This is a genomic window from Sphaerisporangium flaviroseum, from assembly GCF_039537005.1.
Lineage (GTDB): Bacteria > Actinomycetota > Actinomycetes > Streptosporangiales > Streptosporangiaceae > Sphaerisporangium > Sphaerisporangium flaviroseum.
Genome location: NZ_BAAAZR010000007.1, coordinates 18571 through 37381, shown reverse-complemented (window position 1 = coordinate 37381; position 18811 = coordinate 18571). Strand labels below are relative to the sequence as shown.

Genomic DNA, 18811 nt, shown 5'->3' with positions numbered 1-18811 from the left:
GCGAGGCCTTTCCCCTCATCTTCGCCCGGACCACCTTGGTCACGGGCCGGAATTGGCACCTGTCCCGGCCGGTCTCACTGGTCTTGTTGCCACGCCGTTCGGAGACGCGTATGACCACAGCCGGGAGGGTTGCCGGGGCTTCGCAGGGCCGGTCCCTCCACCCCTCTGGATGAGCAATATGAAGTTGTGATCCCGCCGACATTACAAGCAGGTCTAAAGAACTGTACCCCGCCCATCAGGAGCCTTGGCCGCCCGTCTCACGATATGAGACGGTGCGGGCCGCCGTGTAGCGATGAAAGCGCCTTTGCCAAGGCCGGAGGCGGGAGGGTCGCATACTTGCCGGGCAGGGTCAGGATTTCCAGCCGTAGGCGTCACCCAGGGCCGCCTGGACGAACTTACGGGCCTGGTGGATGCGCGACTTCGCCGTGCCGAGCGGGATGCCGAGCTGGTCGGCGACCTCGTTGTAGTCGAGCTGGCAGATGTCGCGCAGCACGAGCGCCTGGGCGAGGTCGGGCTTGTCGGCCTCCAGGGCCTCCATCGCGTCGAGCAGATCGAGGCGAGATCCGGCGATCACGCTCACCCTTCGCGGGTCGGCCCGCATGTCGGGTAATTCTTCGGAGGACTGCTCGGCGCCCCGGCGCTTCAAGGTGCGGTAGGTGGTGCGGGCACAGTTGGCGGTGACGATGTGCAACCAGGTGGAAAAACGTGCCCTTCCCTCGAAGCGCCCGATGTTGCGGGCGACGGCCAGCAACGTATCCTGGCAAGCCTCCTCCGCGTCCTGGTGGTAGGGCAGGAGCCTCGCGCAGTGGCGGAGCACGTCAGGCTCGATGCGACGGAGTAGCTCTCCGAGGGAGCGGTGATCACCTTGGGCGGCGGCGACGGCCAGCTCTTCGGTCGTCTCATCAAGCGCCATGAAGGAGCTCCCCTCGACCTCGCGCACATTGCCTCGACCTCACCACCAGCCCATCTTATTGGGAGCGTTAAATTTATTTAATCTGCGGCCAAGTGCGCATCACAGCGGAGAAGAACGGCGAGGGACGACCGCCGTGTGGCGGACGAGGAGTGGTGATGGGCAGATGAACACTATTCTGCTGGCCTCCAACCGGGGCCCCGTGTCGTTCACGCTTGCCGACGACGGCACGCTGTCGATGCGCCGAGGCGGTGGCGGCATGGTCTCCGGCCTGTCGGAGGTGGTCAAGGACTCCGACGTGCTGTGGGTGTGCGCCGCGCTCTCCGACGGCGACCGCCGCGCCATACGGCTGGCGCCGAGCGGGCGCCTCGACCAGGCGGGATACGAAACCGGCCCGGTCCGCATGCTGGACATCCCGCCCGCGACCTTTCACCGCGCCTACAACGCCGTGGCGAACTCCACGCTGTGGTTCGTCAACCACCTGCTCTACGACATCCCCAACTCACCGCAGTTCGACATGCGGTTCCGCAGGGAGTGGGAGTCGTACCAGGACTACAACGCGGCGTTCGCGCTCGCGCTGGCCGAGGAGGCCGCGCACGGGGCCCGCGTGATGATCCAGGACTACCACCTGACCCTGGCCCCCGCGATGCTCCGGGTGGAGCGCCCCGACCTGCGCATCTCCCACTTCTCCCACACGCCGTGGGCTCCGCCGGAGTACTTCTCGCTGCTGCCCGACGACATCTCCGCCGAGCTGCTGTCGGGCATCCTCGGCGCCGACCACGCCGGCTTCCTCACCACGCGCTGGGCCTCGGCCTTCATGGACTGCTGCGAGACGCTGCTCGGCGCCAAGACCGACCGCGCCGAACGCACGGTCACCTACGAGGACAGGACGACGCGCATCGGCGTGCACGCCCTGGGCGTCGACGGTGACGCCCTCTGGACCCGCGCCCTGGAGCCCGACGTCGAGTCGCACATGACCGCCCTCCGCGAGCGCGTGGGCGACCGCAAGCTGATCGTGCGCATCGACAGGACCGAGCTGTCGAAGAACATCGTCCGGGGACTGTCGGCCTACAAGCAGTTCCTGACCGACCATCCCGAGTGGCACGGCAAGGTGGTGCACCTTGCCTTCGCCTATCCCTCGCGCCACGACCTGCCCGAGTACCGCGAGTACACCGCGGCCGTCCAGCGCTGCGCGGCGGAGATCGAGGACGAGTTCGGCGGCGAGGACTGGGACCCTCTGATACTCAACGTGGACGACGACTACGCCCGGTCGCTCGCCGCCTATCGCATGGCCGACGTGCTGCTGGTGAACCCGATCCGCGACGGCATGAACCTCGTGGCCAAGGAGGGCCCGATCCTCGCGCCGCACTGCGCGCTCGTGCTGTCCAGGGAGGCGGGGGCCGCGGCCGAGCTCGGCCAGGACTCCCTCCTGGTCAATCCGTACGACGTCTCCGGTACGGCGAACGCCCTGTATGAGGCGCTGATGCTTCCGGAGGAGGAGCGCGCCAAGCGGGGCATCCGGCTGCGCGCCGCCGCCACGGCCCTCCCCCCGAGCCGGTGGTTCGCCGACCAGCTCACCGCCCTCGAGCGCTGATCTTTTATACAGCGGTGATACCTTTCTGACCGTTGGAGCGCTCCGAGGCACGGGGGATCAGTGAGCTCGACCACGACCGTCCGATCGCGCGCCCGGCTCACACGAGACCGCCCGACCTGGCTTATCTACCTGCAGCTCGCGATCTTCGCCACCTACCTCTACGGGCTGTCCGCCGCGCTTCCGCTGCTCCGTATCGAGCAAGGGGTCTCCCAGGCCGTCGCGGGGCTGCACGGCACCGCCATGGCCGTGGGCGGGGTCCTCAGCGGCATCGCGATGGCGCGGGTCACGGCCAAGATCGGCAGGCGCCGCGCGACCTGGCTGGGCCTGATCACGGTGTCGCTCGGCGTCGTGCTGGTCACGGTGACCACGACGCTGCCCGTCACCCTGCTCGGTTTCGGGCTGGCCAGCGCGGGCGGGTCGTTCACGCTGTACATGGGCATGTCCACCCTGAGCGACCACCACGGAGCGGCCGGGCCCGCGGCCATCAACGAGGCCAACGCCGTCGGCGTCACGGTCGGCATCGGGGTGTCCTACCTCATCAGCGTGCTCGCCGACACGCCGCTCGGATGGCGGACCGGCATCCTGCTCACGCCGGTCACGACGTTCCTCCTGCTCGTGCTCATGGGGCGCGTGTGGGTGCCGGCCGTCCCGCCGGTGACCGATCACCCCGAGCCCGGCCCCGCCACCGCGGCCAGGGTGCCGTACGGCTGGCGCTTCCACGTCGCCTGCGTGGTGCTGTTCTGCCTGGTGGCCATGGAGTTCCTCTTCAACCTCTGGGCCGCCAAGCTGCTGGCGGACCAGACGGACATGAGCCCGGCGGCGGCCGCCACCGGGCTCACGGCGTTCACCGCCGGCATCGCGGTGGGCAGGTTCACCGGAGGGCGGCTGGCCCTGCGGATGGACCCGGCTCCCCTTCTGACCGGCGCCCTTGCGGTGACCCTGGCCGGCTGGGCGGTCTTCTGGCTCAGCACCCAGCCGGTGGTCTCCTACGCGGGCCTGGCCCTGTGCGGGCTGGGCGTCGCCGTGCAGTTCCCGCTCGGGCTATCGAGGGTCATCGCCATGGCGGGCGGACGGCCGGACCAGGCGGGGGCGACGGCTGCCGTCTGGGCGAGCCTCGCCGTCGGCATCGGGCCGTTCACGCTCGGCGCCCTCGCCGACGGCTTCGGCACCCGCACGGCCTTCCTGATGGTCCCGCTGCTGATCGTCTGCGCGTTCACGGGTATAGCGCTCACGGCCCGCTTAGAGCGCCGGCCAGGGCCGACAGCAGCGCCGCCACTCCGGCCGGACCGTCGACGATGAGGTCGGCGCGCTGAGCGAGCGCCGCGACCTCCAGGGAGGCGCTGCAGACCGTCACACCCGGCAGCCCAGACAGGCGCACCGCCTCGAAGGCCGCGAGGTCTCCCAGGTCGTCCCCGGCGAACAGCACGGACCTCGCGCCGCGTTCGGCGAGGAACGCGCTGAGCGCGTGGCCCTTGTCCATCCCGGCGGGGCGCAACTCCAGCACCAGCCGTCCCGGCTCGACCTGCATGCCGCTTTCGGCGGCCAGCTTCGCCAGCGGCTCGCGCAGGGCCCGCAGGGCCGCCTCCGGGTCCGCGGCCCTGCGGGTGTGGACGGCGAGGGCCCTCCCCTTGTCCTCAATGGTCACTCCCGGTTCCTCGCCGCCGGTGAGGGTGAGGCCGAGGGCCGCCAGCAGGCCGGGCAGCTCGGCGCGCACGCGGTCGACGCCCGGTGGCGGCGGCGGGGACGTCACCTGGCCGGCCTCCCAGCGCTCCAGGCCGTACTGGCCGAGCACCACCAGGCCGGGCACGTCCGCGAGACCGGGCCCGCCCGGCACCGCACCGTAGGCGATGGCCGTGGCGGCCGGGCGGCCGGTGACGAGCACCACGGCGCCCACCAGGCCGCCGAGGCGCACCAGGGCCGACGCGGCGTGCGGGTCGACGCGGGCGTCGGCGGGGTCGGGGACGATCGGCGCCAGCGTTCCGTCGAAGTCGAGGCCGATCACCGCGCCCGCGGGATCGGCCTTGATGGCCGCCAAACCGGCTATATCCGGCAATACATCATGAGTCACGCGTTGACCAGTACCCCAGGGATCAGGGGCGCATGCCCAGACGGCGCGCCGCGCGCTCCCGCTGGCGTGCGGCCCGCAGCCGCCGCAGCCGCTTCACCGTCATGGGGTCGTGGGCCATGGCCTCGGCGCGGTCGATGAGCTGGCCGAGGAGCTGGTAGTAACGGGTCGCCGAGATGTCGAAGGTCTCGCGGATCGCCTGCTCCTTCGCACCGGCGTAACGCCACCACTGGCGCTCGAAGGCGAGCAGCTCACGCTCCCGGACGGTGAGCTCGCCGGGAGTGTGGGGGGTGGATGGTTCCTCCGGATCGCTGTCACCGTGATCGGGTGCGGTGTCCATGCTGTCCTCCTCGGTGGGGCATGCGGGGAGACGTCGACGGCCATCGGGGCAGGGGAGAGCAGGAGACGAGCGAACGAGCGCCCGGGCGAGCGCGACCCTGAGCCACGACGCGCGCATGCGGCCCGTGGCAATCGTAGTCGGGAATTCGCGGCTGTTCATGACAGTTCGGGAGACGTAAAGTCTCACGAAGCGCCCGAGGGACTTCCGAGGGACATGCAGGTCAAGGAACCGAGCCGGGCTCATATGGGGCGCCACATCGGCCTCGTGATACCGCGCTGATACTTCCGATCCGTGGAGCAGGGTGTTTCAGGTCTCCGCGACCAGGGCGGCAAACTTCTCCGCAGCGGTGCGCTGGTTGCCGGGCATGACGTCTGCGTAGTAGGTGAGGGTGACGGTCACGCTCGCATGCCCTAGGCGCTCGCTGACCACCTTGATCGGCTCACCCCGGGCGAGCAGGAGTGTGGGGTGCGTATGCCGAAGGTCATGCAGCCGAATCTTGGGCAGGTCTACGCCGCTGGCCTCGAGGTGCCGCCGGCACTCCACGAGCGCCTCGCGGAACAACCGCGAGAACCAATCGGGGTCCTTCCACTTCCCCTCGAGCGTCGCGAAGACCAGGGCGTCATCGCGCGCCAGCTTCAGCGCCAGACTCCCCCGCTCCCGCTTGTACGCCTTCAGCAACGCCACGGTCGTCTCGTCGACGTCGACCACGTGCGGCTTGGCGTTCTTGATGTCCCCCTCCCTCAGGCACGACTTCCGCGAGCTCGCCGAGGAAATGAGCTACATCAGCCGTCGCCGGTAGAGACGCCGGGATGGGGTTCGTCAGCTGCGAGTACTGAGCGACCGAGAAGTCACTCCGGCTAGATGTGCGCTGAAGACCTTCGCGGCGTCGGGATTGCGTGACCGCAGTGCGACCATGGCAGTGAGGATGACGTCGCACAGCTCGGCGTCAACGTCCTCCCAGGTGTGAGTGAATCCCTTACGCGGGTTCTGGCCGAAAGCGCCGACCACGGCTTCGGCTACCTCGCCGGCCTCCTCGGAAACCTTGAGGATCCGCAGCAACAGCTCGATATCCGTCGCCTGCTTGCTCTCGCCGTCGAGCCAGGTCACGACCTGGTCGACGTTCTGCCAGATGTCGACGTCCATGACCGGTGAGATTATCGGGCCCCGCTGTGACGTGGGGGGCGGATCAGAACAGCGTGTCGGGCCCGGACTGTGACTGCGCCATAGGGTCGCTGACGGCCAGCCGCCCCGGAGCCGGGTGTGCGAGCTGGAGCGCCATACCGGAGTGGTCGGTGAAAGCCTCTGGCCCTGTCCGGCACGCGTGCACGTACACGCAGCTGGTGACGTGACGGGCCAGCGCAGTGCATACCAGTGCGTGATCGTAGCGGTAGCCATCGCCAGTCTTCCCGACCCATGAGTACTCGTCGACGCTCGGGTGGAGGTGCCGGAACGCGTCAACCAGACCGCCGTCGACCAGGCCCCGGTAGGCGTCGTACTCGAACGGCCGGAAGAACCCATACCGGGGCCGGTGGTCGGGCTCGAGGATGTTGAGGTCTCCGAGGAGTACCAGCGGCATCTCGGCGGCGGCCTTGCCCGCGGCGACAACGAAGGTGTCCAGGAAGCGCTGCTTGCGCTCGATCTTGCCCGGGCTGGCGTCGCGCGAGGGCACGTAGACTCCGGCGATACGCAGTGGTCCCGCCGGGGTGGACACGATGATGGACGCCACCCGTTCCGGCAGGTAGGTGATCGCATCCGTCAAGGTGTCAACCTCGACAGGCAGCCGAGACAAGATCATCGCGCCGTAGCCACCGCCCACGGGGACCGCGCCGGTCACGTGGTAGCCAGCGCGGGTGAACGCCTCACGCAGCAACTCGCACCCGGCGCTGGCCTTGGTTTCGGTGAGCACCAGCACATCGACGTCCTGGCGCGCCAGCCAGACCAATTGCCGGCGGGCCCGCGCGACGGAGGGGTTGCCGATGTTGACGGTCAGCGCTCGGATCCCCACGGACTCTCCCTCAGCGTTCGGGTCACCGGCGCTGCCACAGCGCGGTGATTTGCACCGCGAGCTCGGCCGTCAGTTCCGCCGGAGACACGGTGGAAGTATCGACGTGCAGGAGATATACACCGTCCTCACGCAGCAGGCGCGCCGTTTCGGCGTACAGCTCATGCTCACGGCGACAGGAACTCAGATCGCGCTCATACCGCGAATGCGTCCCCCGCTCGTCGAGTCGCTGGCGCAGAAGCCCGGGGTCAGCGGTGAGGATGATCTGCATGTCCGGAGGGGGGACATGTGCTGCCAGATGCCGCAGGAACTCCAGCGGCACGCCGTCGAGGCGCTGCAGGACCAGGCTGGAGGCGATGTACCGGTCGCACAACACCAGCCGACCCGCCTGCAGTGCGGGGGTGATCTCGCTGTCCAAGTGGTGGTAGCGGTCAGCGGCGATCAGACATGCGTACGCCAATCCGCGGTAGGTGTCGGTGCCATGGCGGGCCAATTCGCCTAGCTCGGTACGAGAGGGCTCGGTGGTCGCCAGCACGGGCAGACCGGCGCCGGTCAGCGCGTCGAACAACTGCCGGGTCATGGAGGACTTGCCGGCGCCGCCAGGCCCGTCCAGCGCGACCAGGACGCCGCTCATGGCACCACCGGCAGCAGCCGCCCCGCTGGCACCCGCCCGGCGGTGACAGGGCACTGCTCGGCGTCGAGGTCACCGATTCGTCCACCGACCGCGACGACCGCCGCAGGACAACCCTTGCCGCACCTCTGCTCCATGGAGCAGGCCGAGCAGGTCGAGTTTGCGCCGACCCGGTAACGGTCGTGCAAGTTGTAGGCGTCGAGCCGCTGGCCGATGTCGGGATCGGTGTAGATGTTGCCGACGATGAACTCACCAGGGTCGTGCCGTGAGACGGCGGTGCGAGCCGCAAACACCAGGTAAGGGCAGGCGGTGACCTCGCCCGAGGTGAACACGTAGATGATCCGCCCGGCCTCGCAGCCCGCGAGCGGCAGCCCGGCCTCGTTGGGGAAGCGGATGTTCACCAGTTCGAGCTGCCCGGCGAACGGGGCGGTGCGGGCGGCGATGTCGCTCATCACCGCGTCGGCAGTCGCGAGCGCCTTCTTGGCCTTGGCACCGCGCCCCATCGACGACAGCGGGTTCATCAGCACGTATTGCGCGCCGCACTCGACGGCGAACGCGCACAACTGCTCGTACTCGGTGACCTCGGCCAGCCGGTTCGGCGTGCACAGCAGGCCCTGCAAAAGTCCGGCGGCGGCGAAACGGCGCACCGTATCCACCGTGATGGCGAAACTCGCGCGGTCGCCGCGGAACTTGCCGTGGGAGTCGGCGGCGAACCCGTCGAGGGACACGTTTACGTGCACTCCAGGCATCGCGGCCAGGGCCTCGATGTGCTTGTCGCTGGTGAGAGTGGCGTTGGTACAGACGCCAACGCTCATACCCGCGGTCTGGAAGAGCTGGATGACGCCGAGCGGGTCGGGATGGGCGAACGGCTCGCCGCCAGTGAGAGTGACTCGGGTGACACCAGCCACGGCGAGCCGCGGGACGACCTTGTCCTCCAGGTCGTTCATGGTCATCGTGTCGCCGTATTGAGTGGCGGAGACGAAACAGTGTGCGCACCGCAGGTTGCACTTCTCGGTGATCTGCACGAGTGCTTTGCGCTGCCCATCGGGAACCGTCGTCCGGAAGTAGCACGAGGATGCGTGGCTGGCGCCGGCGATCGGACGGGACGTAATGGCGTCCCCTTGGGTCTGCCGCGTTCTGCTGGTGCGCATGGCTGCCTCCCTGTGTCGGGGGTTCATCGTCATGCTGAGCCGACCGCGGGCCGATGCCAAGGGGAGCGTTTTGGCCAATGCGATTGGCCAAACTGGCCAATCGCAGAAAGCAGCGGGGATCAGCCGCCGAGCTTGAGCACCATCACATCAGCGACATCGGCATCCGGCGCCGGCTGATTGGTCCCCGCGACGTGCCACCCCAGATGCTCGTACATGTCGTGCGCCGGGGCCGCTGGCAGACTCAGCAGCATGGCCCACGGCTCCGGCCGGGCGCCGAGAAGCTCCTCCAGCAACCGCCGCCCGTACCCCTTGCCCCGCTCCTTGAGGATCACGTTGAGCTCGATGACAGCGAACTTCTCCGCCTGCAACACCTCGTCCGGTGCGGGCGTGTTGTCCCCGCCCCACCACCGGCCAGCGGCGAACGGAAGTCCGAACGTCCACCCGATCAGCCGCCCGCCCTCGTCGCCGGCTGACACCAGGTGAAACCCGGGGTTGTCGACCTGACGGCGGGTCCGCTCCAGGTACCGTTCCCGGGACGCGTTCGGGTTGGAGTTGTACGGCGGCTCCGCCTGAATCTCCAGGTAGGGGACCACGTACTCGTCGGCCAGGACCTCAGCGGCGTCACCGCCGTACTTGTGCTCGAACACGATGCCCATCAAGTTCCTCCGGCCGGTAGCGCAAGCTGTTCGCGGTATTCGATCACGGACGCCCGCGCCCGCTCTACCGCCGGCACTACGTCGGCTACCCCGACCGCCAAGTGGTGAACGAACTTGGTGACGTTGTCCCGGCCGAGCCCAGCTAGGACCTGCCGGGCGTGGTCGAGCCCTCCCTCGATGTGGCCGCGCTTGACCTCGGAGTAAGCGCGGTGCAGCTCCACCTGGCCACGCTGCCGAGGCCGCCCGGCCGGGTAGGACGCGAGCGCCTCCCGTTGCGCGCTGTCAGCGCCCGGGTGCCCAGCCAGGGTGTACACCAAGGACCGGCTGTAGAGCAGCCGGAACGCCGGCCATCCCTCGGTCGACAGCAGATCCGAGGTCACCTCGTCGGAAAGCTGCTCGAACACCTGCGCCTGCTCATCCAGGGCGGCGTAGGCCTGACCGACGTCGCCCAGCAGGATCAGCGCGTGTGATCGGGCGCCGAGGGCCTCCACCGTCGCCACGCAGGGCTGCCTCTGAGTGAGCTCCAACGCCTTGTCCGCGCGCGCCAACACCAGCGCCACCGGCCGGTCCTCGTGCAGCGCCTGCACCGCCTCTGAGGCGTACGCAAACCCCTGCACGAACGGGTCGCCGGTCTGTTCGGCAGCTCGCCGGGCCACGCTCCACCAGTGCAGCGACTCGCGGGCGAACCCGGTCGACCCCAGCGTGTGGGCGAGCAGGTTGCTCATGCGCGCGTTGACGCGTAACCAACGGGCGGCCTCCCTGGCAGGGACCGATGTCATGGCCCGTTGGAGAGCGAGCACATCAGCCGCCAGGTTACCGAGCACCTCCCGTTGCGGGCGCGACACGATCGCGTGGGAGTACTCCCACGCCAGTTCCTCGTAATCCTCGATGCCCGGGGTACCAACGTTGCGATCAACGACGAAGCGCAGCCGCTCCAGCCCGTCCTGGAACGGAGCGGAAGCGGCGGTTCCCGCCGCAGCGATACCGCCGAGTAGGAGTTGGCGGCGCAGTGGGTCCATGGCGTCAGCATCCCACCGCTCCGCGGCCTGGGGTGATGGCTGCGGCGTCTCGTTGGCCAACGCGAAACCGTGCATCGTTACCAGAATGCCACCGGCACCTAGCGCCCGATCGAGTCGCTCCACAGCGTCCTCGGGCGGCCGGCGAGTTCCTCGCTCCCACTTGGCCAGCACGGACAGGTCGATCGGAACCATCGGCGCCAGCTCTTGAAGCGTCAGGCCACGCATTTCCCGCCACTGCCGCAGGGCAGCGCCGAGTAAGTGCCAAGGCGAGCGGGTCCCATCGACTGCGTCAGGGCCACGTGGCATGCCGGCTCCTCATTTTGGACACCGTTGGCCAAACCAAATTGGCCAAATCGCTGCCCTTGGAATCGCGCCTGATCGCTACCAGCATGGCACAGGGGAACACACGCCGCGCTGCGTTGATAGCGCAGAGTCACCTCAAAGGCGGAGCCCGCCAAGGGTGAGGCATCACCGGCGGGCCCCTTGATCGGACGTGGAGGTCCGACCCATGCACGAGCCTAAAGCCACTTTCACCTGCCAGGCGGTCCCAACCGGATGGCGGGTTTTCCGCAGCACCGAAGACCGGCTGTGGGCAACGCGTGAACGCCCCTACGACGAAGCCGAAGAGCAGGCCGGCGCCTGGCGCACCGTTGACGGTGATAACGAGCTCGAGCTGTGCCGTGCGATCGCCGAGCAAGAGAGCCGCGCCGAGCTGGCGTCCTCCTCGTGACCCGGTCCGATGCCGCGTCGAAACGCGTGGTGCCCCTGCTCCGGAGCCGCGGATGACCCGCCTGGACGACGCAGCGCTTGCGAGGTGGCCTGCTCGCGATCCGGGAGGAGCGTTTCGGCGTTCCAGCCAGAGACGCGGGAGCCATGCGGGTCGTCCTCGGCAGTGACCTCCTCGCGGTGTGCAAGGCGATCGCCATCGAGGAGAGCATCGCCGATCTGTGCGCGGGGCCGTCGTGAGCAGTCCTGACGAGCGGATCGCCGCACTGAGCCAGGACTACCCGGCGTGGCAGATCCGGCATGTCGTTGTGCCCGGCCCTCAGTGGTGGGCCACGCGGCGCCGTCCATTGACCCGGGGGCAACGCGCGGCCGGCCTGGTGCCGAGCATCGCCCGCTGGAACCTGGTAGCCCTGGCGATGGAGCTCGCTGTGCAGGACGAGATCGCCCACCATCGCGGGTACGCGACCGGCGAGCCGGCGCCGGGCGCCGTACGCGTTGCAGACCCAACCCCTCGAGCTGGCGGGTGATCCCCGCCGACCGGCCCGGGTCGCTGCGTCCCGGGCCGGTCACCAGATGTCCGGCCGGGGCACCGCTCACCTCAAATCCTGATGAGGCAGAGCGCCCGGCCGGGCAGCCGACCATGAGGAGATCGCATGTCACTGACCACGGCGCAGGTGACCCTGTTCGTCACCGTCTGGGTTGTCGTAGGGATCGCCTGGCTCCTGCAACCGGGCCGATTCCCGGGCTGCCTCCCCAAGCGGCTCCGGAGCCGGGTCCAGGACTGGCTCAGCGACCGCCAGGCCCGAGCAATCGTCGATCGAGCGAGATGCGACCACGACGTTCCTCCCGCCCGGGCGCGCGTAGGAGCGTCCCGAAAGTCCTGAACTTACTGACCTGCGCCGCCTGGGTGACCTCGGGGGGCACCGGCTCCTGCCACACGGCGAAGTAGGCCAGTCCTCCGTCTCGGTTACCTGGTCACGATCTGGTCTCTACCTCGATGCTGTAGTAACCCGTCAGGGCGCGTCATCCGTCCACGGAGACGACACAGTCAATCACCCACCGGAGTCGACGATGGCGTACCAGCAAGGCCCAGGCGGACCTCACCCTCAGCAGCTCCCTCATTTCCAACAGCTGCAGCGGCCGCTGAAGAAGGGTTTTAGCGGCTTAATTGTCGCTCTTGCCATGGTGGGCGGGCTTGCGGTGGGCTGCGTCGGCGGTGTCGGTATCGGCTTGGCCGGATCCGCTGGTAAGCCCAGCCCGACCACGGCCAACGCGCCTGCTGCCGGGACCGAGCCTGCTGCCGAAGAGACGAGCGCGGAGCCTGCGGCGGATTACACACCGAAGCCAAGCGACTTCAGCATCAAAATCAAGACCATCAAGCAGGAGTGCTTCGGCAGTGCCGGATGCAACGTCACTTTCCGGATCGACCCCACCTACAACGGTCCGGAATTCGCCTCAGATAAGAGCTTCACCGTCTCGTACAGGGTAACTGGCGGCGAAGATCCCAAGATCAGTTCATTCACGGTCGACGGCGATCAGGTGCACTATGAGTCCGAGGAAATGATCTCCACGTCATCCTCTAGCACGGTACTGAAGGCCAAGGTCACTCAGGTTCTCTGAGAAGACACCCCTAAGTTCGCGTTTGGGCCATCGCCGAAGCACTCGACGCGCCCCCCGCCGTGCCCAGGGACGAAGCTGTGCGCCGCTACTGGCCCGGGCATGGTGTCCTGGCAGCGGTGGCACGCGGAGAACCCGGCGCCTGCGAATGCACCGCCGGCACGCCGAGTTGGTTGCGCCTTCCCAAGAGAGCCAACCAACCCAGCACGAGGAGGATCCTGGCCGCCGGGCCGCGCGAGGCGATGTCAACCATCACTTCGACAATCTCCTCACCCTGCGGCGAGGTCACGTAGTAGTGGGTCTCATCCACCACGGTCGGCTCCACGTCCACCCCGAAGCGGCGGCATAGCTCCGGTGTGAGCTTCGTCGACCCGCCCCCCTCATCGAGCAGGTCGAAGACGTGTTCCATCTGCGCCTGCATCCGCTTCAGGTGGGGGAGCAGCCCGGGCGCGTTACGCTTCTGCGCGGTGTGGGCGATCTTCCGCCACGGCCGGTGGTCCCCGGCGCCCTTGCCGTCCCACAGGTGGATCTTCGAGGTCACCGCGAGGGCAGCCGCGCCGATGATGCCGTCACCGCAGCCGACTTCCCGGCCCGGGGTTCGCCAGCCACCAGGAGGGAAGCGTCGACCAGGCGCAGCGTCTCCGGCCGGCCGCGCCCGTTGACCCCGCCGGGACACCCGCCCAGAAGTCGAGCGGCGTGCCAGCTGATTCTTGGCGTGATACTGCCGCGCATGAATCCTGATGTATCCCTGTTTGATCGAACAGGCCTAAAGGGCAGATCGACACGGTTGCCGATGTCTCCGGATGCGCCCCTATGAGACCGCGTTCCTACGACGTACAGTCACCAGGTGTGACCTCAGTCATCACGCTTCTCACTGACTACGGTTTGGAAGATGGGTTCGTGGCGACGTGCCACGGGGTGATCATCAGTATCGCCCCCGAGGCACGGATCATCGACGTCTGTCATCTTGTTCCTGCCGGGGACATCAGGCGCGGCGCCGCGATACTCGCCCAGACCCTGCCATATCTACCGGCCGGTGTGCACATCGCCGCCGTCGACCCGGCCGCCGCGAGCGCCCGGCGCTCCGTGGCCGTCGAGGCCGGGAACCGGGTGTTCATCGGCCCGGACAACGGCCTGCTCTCCTGGGCCTTACTGGCCGCGGGGGGCGCGCGGGTCGCCTACGAGATCACCAACGCCGACCTGTTCCGCACTCCGGTGTCACCGACGTTCCACGGGCGTGACGTCTACGCGCCGGTCGCGGCGCACCTGTGCGCGGGGCGCAAACCAGCAGATCTCGGTCCGGAGATCCCGCTGGAGCGCCTGCTCTCGCTTCCCGCGCCCACCGCGCGGCTGGCGGAGGGGGCGGCCGAGGGCGAGGTGCTGTCGGTCGACCGCTACGGGAACGTGCAACTCTCCGTGACCGCCGACGACCTTGCCACGCTCGGCATCCACGTCGGGGACACCCTGGCGGTCTCCATGGGGCGACGGCAGATCACGGTGCCGTTCCGCGACACCTACGCCGCCGTGCCGCCGGGGAACCTTGTCGCGTTCACCGACTCGGCCGCGCTGGTCGCGTTCGCGGTCAACTCCGGGGACGCGTCCCAGCGCCTCGGCCTGCCACCGGGCGCCCATGTGCGGCTGGCGCGGGTGGGCATGGCGTGACACGGACGCCGCGGGCGGCGACCGCGGCTCCAACGCGAGACGGTCCTCCGAGCACGGGTGAGGAGAGGCCCGCGGGCGGAACGACGCCCCGCGGGCCCCCTCGTATTTGAGCAAGCGCTTGTGTCATATTGAGCTCATGGCTCCGCTCGCGATCGACGGCTGGTTCACCATCGAGGACGGTGTCACGCACCTGCTCGGCACTCGCTGCGCCGGCTGCGGCACCGTCGCCTTTCCACCCCGGGCCGGGTTCTGCGGCAACCCGCGCTGCGAGGGCGGCTCCCCCGCCCCCGTACGGCTCTCGCGCAAGGGCAGGGTCTGGTCCTACACCAACGCCTGCTACCCGCCACCCGCGCCCTACGTGGCCGCCGAGCCGTACACGCCGGTGACCCTCGCGGCCGTGGAGCTGGCCGACGAGGGGCTCGTGGTGCTCGGCCAGGTCACCGCAGGGCTCACCGTGGACGACCTGAGCGTCGGGATGGAACTGGAGCTGACCAGCGGCCCGCTGGCCGACGGCCCGATCGTGTGGATGTGGGGGCGCCCCGATGAGTGACCGCTCCCCGGCCCGCCGTGGCCGCGCGACCGGGACGGTCGCGCCATGACGCTCGTGGCCGGCGCGGGGATGCACCCGTGGGGCAAGTGGGGCAGGCCCTTCGTCGAGTACGGCGTCGCCGCCGCCCGCGAGGCGCTGCGTGACGCGGGCCTGCACTGGACCGACGTGCAGTTCCTGGTCGGCGCCGACACCATCAGGAACGGCTACCCCGGCTTCGTCTCGGGATCGGCGTTCGCCCAGGCCCTCGGCTGGACGGGCGCGCGCATCGCGTCCTGCTACGCCGCCTGCGCCTCGGGCGCGCACGCGCTGGAGATCGCCCGTACGCGGATCCTCGCCGGCCTGTGCGACGTCGCCCTGGTGATCGGAGCGGACTCCACACCGAAGGGCTTCTTCAAGCCGGTAGGCGGTGATCGCCCCGACGATCCTGACTGGCTGAGATTCCGCCTGCTCGGCGCCACCAATCCCGCCTACTTCGCCCTGTACGCGCGCCGACGGATGGCACTCTACGGTTCCACGATCGAGGACTTCGCGGCAGTAAAGGTGAAGAACGCCCGGGCCGGCTCCCTCAACCCCAACGCGCGCTATCGCAAGACCGTGTCGGCGCAGGAGGTCCTGAACTCGCCGATGGTCGCCGACCCGTTGCGCCTCATGGACATCTGCGCGACCTCGGACGGCGGCGCCGCGCTGGTGCTCGTCTCGGAGTCCTTCGCCCGTCGCCGCGGGCTCTCCGGCGTCCGGATCGCTGCCGTGTCCACCGTGACCCCGGCCTTCCCCAACACCGTGCTGGAGATGCCGAACTTCGCCACCGACTCCTCGGCCGGCACCGCTCCACCGGAACGGCCCTTCCGCTCGTCCATCGCCCACGCCGCCTACGAGGAGGCCGGAGTCGAACCCGGTGACCTCTCCCTGGCCGAGGTGTACGACCTCTCCACGGCGCTGGAGCTCGACTGGTACGAAGACATCGGGCTGTGCGCGCCCGGCGAGGCCGAGAAGCTCGTCCGCGCCGGCGAGACCTCGCTCGGCGGCCGGATCCCGGTCAACCCCTCCGGCGGGCTGGCGTCGTTCGGCGAGGCGATCCCGGCCCAGGCCATCGCCCAGGTGTGCGAACTGATCTGGCAGCTGAGGGGAACGGCCGGGGACCGCCAGGTCGAGGGGGCCTTGGTCGGACTTGCCGTCAACCAAGGACTGTTTGGTCACGGCTCCGCGATCATTGCCACACGTTGACCAAGGGCAGCCCATAATCGCGTTCCGCCATTGGGTATTGTCTTGACCAGTCACACAGAGTGACGATCATCACACGAGAAGTCACGGCTCACTCTGCCGCGACCGCGTTCACAGGGGGAAAACTACATGTTTCGCCGAATTCTGGTCATGACGGCGTTTGCCGCTATGGCAGTCGCCGTGCCCGCGAGCATGGCGTCCGCCGAAGCCGCCAAGCCAGCGGGCGCGGCCAAGGCCTCGTCGTACTGCTGCCCCACGGTCGTCGCGAGCTGCCCGGTGGTCGTGGACTGCCCCACCGTGGTCCAGAGCTGCCCGGTCGTCACGAGCTGTCCGACCACCGTGGTCGCCTCCGGCTGCCCCACCTACTCGAGCTACTCGACCGGTTACGGAACCACCATCCGGACCTCCGCCAGGCGCTTCCACCCCCGTGGCGGCGGCTGGGGCGACGAGTGGAACAACTCGGGTAACGTCGCCTACGGACACCACATCGGACAGGGCATCGGCGGCCTCGTCGGGGTCGGGATCGGAGGGATCGACATCCTCTAACCCCGCCTGCCGGGTAGCAGAGTACGGCGGCGCTTCCATGACGCGTTCTGAGGAAGCGCCGCCTTACTTGCGTCGGCTCCAGGCCCCGGTTCAGGCGTGGATGACGTCGTGCTCCTCCGCGAAGTGGCAGGCGCTCCGGTGCCCGCCCACGCGGATCTCCAGCAGCGGCTCCTGCTCGGCGCAGATGTCCTGCGCCTTCCAGCACCGCGTACGGAACCGGCAGCCCGATGGCGGGTCGGCCGGGGAGGGCGGGTCGCCCTGCAAGATGATCCGCTCGCGGTTCTCGCGGCCCTCGGGGTCCGGCACGGGCACCGCGGACAGCAGAGCCTGCGTGTAGGGGTGGGTCGGCCGCTCGTAGATCGCCTCGTCCTTGCCCAGCTCCACGATCTTGCCCAGGTACATCACCGCGACACGGTCGGAGATGTGCCGGACCACCGACAGGTCGTGGGCGATGAAGATGTACGCGAGGTCGAACTCCTCCTGCAGCCGCTCCAGCAGGTTCATCACCTGGGCCTGGATCGACACGTCGAGCGCGGAGACGGGCTCGTCGCAGATGATGACCTCGGGCTGCAGCGCCAGGCCACGGGCGATGCCGATGCGCTGCCGCTGGCCACCGGAGAACTGGTGCGGGTAGCGGTTGATGTGCTCGGGGTTGAGGCCGACCACCTCCAGCAGTTCCTGCACCTTCCTGCGGCGGTCGCCCTTGGGCGCCACGTCGGAGTGGATCTCGTACGGCTCGCCGACGATGTCGCCGACCGTCATGCGGGGGTTCAGCGAGGTGTACGGGTCCTGCATGACCATCTGGATGTTGCGGCGCATGTGCTTGAGCTCGGCGCCGCGCGCCTTGGCCATGTCGACGCCCTTGATCTTCACCTCCCCCGAGGTGGGTCGTTCGAGCGCCATCAGGAGCTTGGCGAGCGTGGACTTACCACAGCCCGACTCGCCCACGACGCCGAGCGTCTCGCCACGGTGCAGGTCGAAGGAGACCCCGTCCACCGCCTTGATCGCGCCGATCTGGCGCTTCAGGACGATGCCCTGGCTCAGCGGGAAGTGCTTGACCAGGTCACGAACCTCGAGAATCCGCTCACCCGAGGGTGCCATCAAGGACCTCCTGGTAGTAGTGGCAGGCGCTCCCGCGTGTCCCGCTGATCTCGTACAGCGGAGGTACATCGGTCACGCAGTTGTCCCGACGGTACGGGCAGCGGGGGTGGAAGGCACAGCCCGAAGGCATGTTGAGCAGGTTGGGCGGCAATCCCTTGATGGCGTAGAGCTCCTGGCCCTTCTGGTCGACCCGGGGGATCGATTCCAGCAGACCCTTGGAGTAGGGGTGCGCGGGATTGCGGTAGACGTCGTGGACCGGCGCGTTCTCCACGATCCGCCCGGCGTACATGACGGCGATCTTGTCGGCCACGTCGGCCACCACGCCGAGGTCGTGGGTGATCAGGATCAGCCCCATGTTGCTCTCTCGCTGCAGTTCGGCGAGGAGGTCCATGATCTGCGCCTGTACGGTCACGTCGAGCGCGGTGGTCGGCTCGTCGGCGATCAGGACCTCGGGGTCCAGCGCGATCGCCATCGCGATCATGATGCGCTGGCGCATGCCGCCGGAGAACTGGTGCGGGTAGTCGTTCACGCGCTGCTTGGCCGCCGGGATGCGCACCTTGTCCATGAGCTCGATGGCCTTCTTGACGGCCTCGCGCTTGGGCATGCCGCGGTGCACGCGGAACATCTCGCTGATCTGCCAGCCCACGGTGAACACCGGGTTCAGCGCGGACAACGCGTCCTGGAAGATCATCGCGATCCGCTGCCCGCGGATGTTGCCGCGCTCGTGGTCCGAGAGCTTGAGCATGTCGGTGCCGCGGAAGCGGATCTGGCCCTTGGGGATCCGGGCGGGCGGCATGTCGAGAATGCCCATGATCGCCTGTGCGGTCACCGACTTGCCCGAGCCGGACTCACCCAGGACCGCCAGGGACTCGCCGGCGTGCACCGTGTAGCTGACGCCGTTCACGGCCCTGACGAGGCCCTGCCGGGTCACGAACTCCACGTGCAGGTTGTCCACCGCGAGAAGGGGCTCGTGCCCGACTTCGTCCGACAGCGGGTGCGTGTCGATTGACGGGTTCATCA

Annotated in this window: 23 protein-coding genes and 1 riboswitch; of the genes, 10 read left to right on the top strand and 13 right to left on the bottom strand. The window is 68.6% G+C overall.

Annotation, left to right across the window (positions count from 1 at the left end; translation table 11 throughout):
* Window positions 1-12 precede the first annotated feature (12 nt).
* Window positions 13-176: riboswitch (SAM riboswitch) on the bottom strand.
* A 173-nt stretch (window positions 177-349) separates the two neighbouring features.
* The gene (locus tag ABD810_RS15545) at window positions 350-913 is read right to left on the bottom strand and encodes an RNA polymerase sigma factor (RefSeq protein ID WP_344939599.1); all 564 of its coding nucleotides are present in this window, start codon (window positions 911-913) and stop codon (window positions 350-352) included.
* A gap of 163 nt (window positions 914-1076) precedes the next feature.
* Between ABD810_RS15545 and ABD810_RS15540 the strand changes: the two genes are divergently transcribed.
* Window positions 1077-2504: an alpha,alpha-trehalose-phosphate synthase (UDP-forming) gene (locus ABD810_RS15540; protein WP_344939597.1), complete on the top strand. Its 1428-nt coding sequence runs from the start codon at window positions 1077-1079 to the stop codon at window positions 2502-2504.
* Between the two features lie 60 nt (window positions 2505-2564).
* A complete protein-coding gene (locus tag ABD810_RS15535; RefSeq protein WP_344939594.1) occupies window positions 2565-3803 on the top strand; it encodes an MFS transporter in 1239 nt (412 codons plus the stop codon).
* Here ABD810_RS15535 and otsB read toward each other — a convergent pair.
* The 9 genes from otsB to ABD810_RS15490 all read right to left on the bottom strand — a co-directional run bounded on the left by otsB (window position 3733) and on the right by ABD810_RS15490 (window position 10674).
* Complete coding sequence (gene otsB / locus ABD810_RS15530) at window positions 3733-4548, bottom strand: trehalose-phosphatase (RefSeq protein ID WP_344940024.1); 816 nt, start codon at window positions 4546-4548, stop codon at window positions 3733-3735. The genes ABD810_RS15535 and otsB overlap by 71 nt on opposite strands.
* Before the next feature lie 46 nt (window positions 4549-4594).
* Window positions 4595-4909: a DUF3263 domain-containing protein gene (locus ABD810_RS15525; protein ID WP_344939592.1), complete on the bottom strand. Its 315-nt coding sequence runs from the start codon at window positions 4907-4909 to the stop codon at window positions 4595-4597.
* A 306-nt stretch (window positions 4910-5215) separates the two neighbouring features.
* Window positions 5216-5638 (bottom strand): tyrosine-type recombinase/integrase, encoded by a 423-nt coding sequence (locus ABD810_RS15520; protein WP_344940021.1) that lies wholly within the window; start codon window positions 5636-5638, stop codon window positions 5216-5218.
* Between the two features lie 90 nt (window positions 5639-5728).
* Window positions 5729-6052 (bottom strand): MazG-like family protein, encoded by a 324-nt coding sequence (locus ABD810_RS15515; protein ID WP_344939590.1) that lies wholly within the window; start codon window positions 6050-6052, stop codon window positions 5729-5731.
* Between the two features lie 43 nt (window positions 6053-6095).
* Window positions 6096-6914 (bottom strand): exodeoxyribonuclease III, encoded by an 819-nt coding sequence (locus ABD810_RS15510; protein ID WP_344939588.1) that lies wholly within the window; start codon window positions 6912-6914, stop codon window positions 6096-6098.
* A gap of 22 nt (window positions 6915-6936) precedes the next feature.
* Entirely contained in the window at window positions 6937-7545 is a 609-nt protein-coding gene (gene tmk, locus ABD810_RS15505) for a dTMP kinase (protein WP_344939586.1), read from the bottom strand.
* Window positions 7542-8693 (bottom strand): radical SAM protein, encoded by a 1152-nt coding sequence (locus ABD810_RS15500; protein WP_344939584.1) that lies wholly within the window; start codon window positions 8691-8693, stop codon window positions 7542-7544. Before ABD810_RS15500 ends, tmk begins: the two co-directional genes overlap by 4 nt.
* A 119-nt stretch (window positions 8694-8812) precedes the next feature.
* Window positions 8813-9349, bottom strand: a complete 537-nt coding sequence (locus tag ABD810_RS15495) for a GNAT family N-acetyltransferase (protein ID WP_344939581.1) — start codon at window positions 9347-9349, stop codon at window positions 8813-8815.
* A complete protein-coding gene (locus ABD810_RS15490; protein ID WP_344939579.1) occupies window positions 9349-10674 on the bottom strand; it encodes a helix-turn-helix domain-containing protein in 1326 nt (441 codons plus the stop codon). Before ABD810_RS15490 ends, ABD810_RS15495 begins: the two co-directional genes overlap by 1 nt.
* A gap of 202 nt (window positions 10675-10876) precedes the next feature.
* Between ABD810_RS15490 and ABD810_RS15485 the strand changes: the two genes are divergently transcribed.
* The 4 genes from ABD810_RS15485 to ABD810_RS15470 all read left to right on the top strand — a co-directional run bounded on the left by ABD810_RS15485 (window position 10877) and on the right by ABD810_RS15470 (window position 12714).
* Window positions 10877-11098, top strand: coding sequence for a hypothetical protein (locus ABD810_RS15485; RefSeq protein ID WP_344939577.1), 222 nt, complete (start codon window positions 10877-10879; stop codon window positions 11096-11098).
* A 77-nt stretch (window positions 11099-11175) separates the two neighbouring features.
* Entirely contained in the window at window positions 11176-11334 is a 159-nt protein-coding gene (locus ABD810_RS15480; protein WP_344939575.1) for a hypothetical protein, read from the top strand.
* A complete protein-coding gene (locus ABD810_RS15475) occupies window positions 11331-11621 on the top strand; it encodes a hypothetical protein (protein WP_344939573.1) in 291 nt (96 codons plus the stop codon). Before ABD810_RS15480 ends, ABD810_RS15475 begins: the two co-directional genes overlap by 4 nt.
* Before the next feature lie 544 nt (window positions 11622-12165).
* Window positions 12166-12714: a hypothetical protein gene (locus tag ABD810_RS15470; RefSeq protein ID WP_344939571.1), complete on the top strand. Its 549-nt coding sequence runs from the start codon at window positions 12166-12168 to the stop codon at window positions 12712-12714.
* 85 nt (window positions 12715-12799) lie between these two features.
* Here ABD810_RS15470 and ABD810_RS15465 read toward each other — a convergent pair whose 3' ends face one another.
* On the bottom strand, window positions 12800-13252 hold the full coding sequence (locus tag ABD810_RS15465) for a hypothetical protein (RefSeq protein ID WP_344939569.1): 453 nt from the start codon (window positions 13250-13252) through the stop codon (window positions 12800-12802).
* Between the two features lie 272 nt (window positions 13253-13524).
* Here ABD810_RS15465 and ABD810_RS15460 point away from each other — a divergent pair, with 272 nt between their 5' ends.
* The 4 genes from ABD810_RS15460 (at window position 13525) to ABD810_RS15445 (ending at window position 16690) form a co-directional block, all read left to right on the top strand.
* The gene (locus ABD810_RS15460; RefSeq protein ID WP_344939567.1) at window positions 13525-14373 is read left to right on the top strand and encodes an SAM hydrolase/SAM-dependent halogenase family protein; all 849 of its coding nucleotides are present in this window, start codon (window positions 13525-13527) and stop codon (window positions 14371-14373) included.
* 136 nt (window positions 14374-14509) lie between these two features.
* Window positions 14510-14923, top strand: coding sequence for a Zn-ribbon domain-containing OB-fold protein (locus tag ABD810_RS15455; protein ID WP_344939565.1), 414 nt, complete (start codon window positions 14510-14512; stop codon window positions 14921-14923).
* Between the two features lie 45 nt (window positions 14924-14968).
* Window positions 14969-16147, top strand: coding sequence for a lipid-transfer protein (locus tag ABD810_RS15450; protein WP_344939563.1), 1179 nt, complete (start codon window positions 14969-14971; stop codon window positions 16145-16147).
* Window positions 16148-16312: 165 nt separating this feature from the next.
* Complete coding sequence (locus ABD810_RS15445; protein WP_344939561.1) at window positions 16313-16690, top strand: hypothetical protein; 378 nt, start codon at window positions 16313-16315, stop codon at window positions 16688-16690.
* Between the two features lie 90 nt (window positions 16691-16780).
* Here the strand turns inward: ABD810_RS15445 and ABD810_RS15440 are convergent, their stop codons facing one another.
* Both ABD810_RS15440 and ABD810_RS15435 read right to left on the bottom strand, forming a co-directional pair.
* Window positions 16781-17791, bottom strand: a complete 1011-nt coding sequence (locus ABD810_RS15440; protein WP_344939559.1) for an ABC transporter ATP-binding protein — start codon at window positions 17789-17791, stop codon at window positions 16781-16783.
* Window positions 17775-18809: an ABC transporter ATP-binding protein gene (locus ABD810_RS15435; protein WP_344939557.1), complete on the bottom strand. Its 1035-nt coding sequence runs from the start codon at window positions 18807-18809 to the stop codon at window positions 17775-17777. Before ABD810_RS15435 ends, ABD810_RS15440 begins: the two co-directional genes overlap by 17 nt.
* Between the last annotated feature and the right edge of the window lie 2 nt (window positions 18810-18811).

Bases quoted from the DNA above. Each gene is read 5' to 3' on its own strand.
- ABD810_RS15445 (WP_344939561.1), top strand. From the start codon at position 16,313: ATGGCAGTCGCCGTGCCCGCGAGCATGGCGTCCGCCGAAGCCGCCAAG.
- ABD810_RS15435 (WP_344939557.1), bottom strand. From the start codon at position 18,809: ATGAACCCGTCAATCGACACGCACCCGCTGTCGGACGAAGTCGGGCAC.
- ABD810_RS15545 (WP_344939599.1), bottom strand. From the start codon at position 913: ATGGCGCTTGATGAGACGACCGAAGAGCTGGCCGTCGCCGCCGCCCAA.
- ABD810_RS15450 (WP_344939563.1), top strand. From the start codon at position 14,969: ATGACGCTCGTGGCCGGCGCGGGGATGCACCCGTGGGGCAAGTGGGGC.
- ABD810_RS15455 (WP_344939565.1), top strand. From the start codon at position 14,510: ATGGCTCCGCTCGCGATCGACGGCTGGTTCACCATCGAGGACGGTGTC.
- tmk (WP_344939586.1), bottom strand. From the start codon at position 7,545: ATGAGCGGCGTCCTGGTCGCGCTGGACGGGCCTGGCGGCGCCGGCAAG.
- ABD810_RS15485 (WP_344939577.1), top strand. From the start codon at position 10,877: ATGCACGAGCCTAAAGCCACTTTCACCTGCCAGGCGGTCCCAACCGGA.
- ABD810_RS15470 (WP_344939571.1), top strand. From the start codon at position 12,166: ATGGCGTACCAGCAAGGCCCAGGCGGACCTCACCCTCAGCAGCTCCCT.
- ABD810_RS15440 (WP_344939559.1), bottom strand. From the start codon at position 17,791: ATGGCACCCTCGGGTGAGCGGATTCTCGAGGTTCGTGACCTGGTCAAG.
- ABD810_RS15500 (WP_344939584.1), bottom strand. From the start codon at position 8,693: ATGCGCACCAGCAGAACGCGGCAGACCCAAGGGGACGCCATTACGTCC.
- ABD810_RS15525 (WP_344939592.1), bottom strand. From the start codon at position 4,909: ATGGACACCGCACCCGATCACGGTGACAGCGATCCGGAGGAACCATCC.
- ABD810_RS15460 (WP_344939567.1), top strand. From the start codon at position 13,525: ATGAGACCGCGTTCCTACGACGTACAGTCACCAGGTGTGACCTCAGTC.
- ABD810_RS15495 (WP_344939581.1), bottom strand. From the start codon at position 9,349: ATGGGCATCGTGTTCGAGCACAAGTACGGCGGTGACGCCGCTGAGGTC.
- ABD810_RS15540 (WP_344939597.1), top strand. From the start codon at position 1,077: ATGAACACTATTCTGCTGGCCTCCAACCGGGGCCCCGTGTCGTTCACG.
- ABD810_RS15515 (WP_344939590.1), bottom strand. From the start codon at position 6,052: ATGGACGTCGACATCTGGCAGAACGTCGACCAGGTCGTGACCTGGCTC.
- ABD810_RS15490 (WP_344939579.1), bottom strand. From the start codon at position 10,674: ATGCCACGTGGCCCTGACGCAGTCGATGGGACCCGCTCGCCTTGGCAC.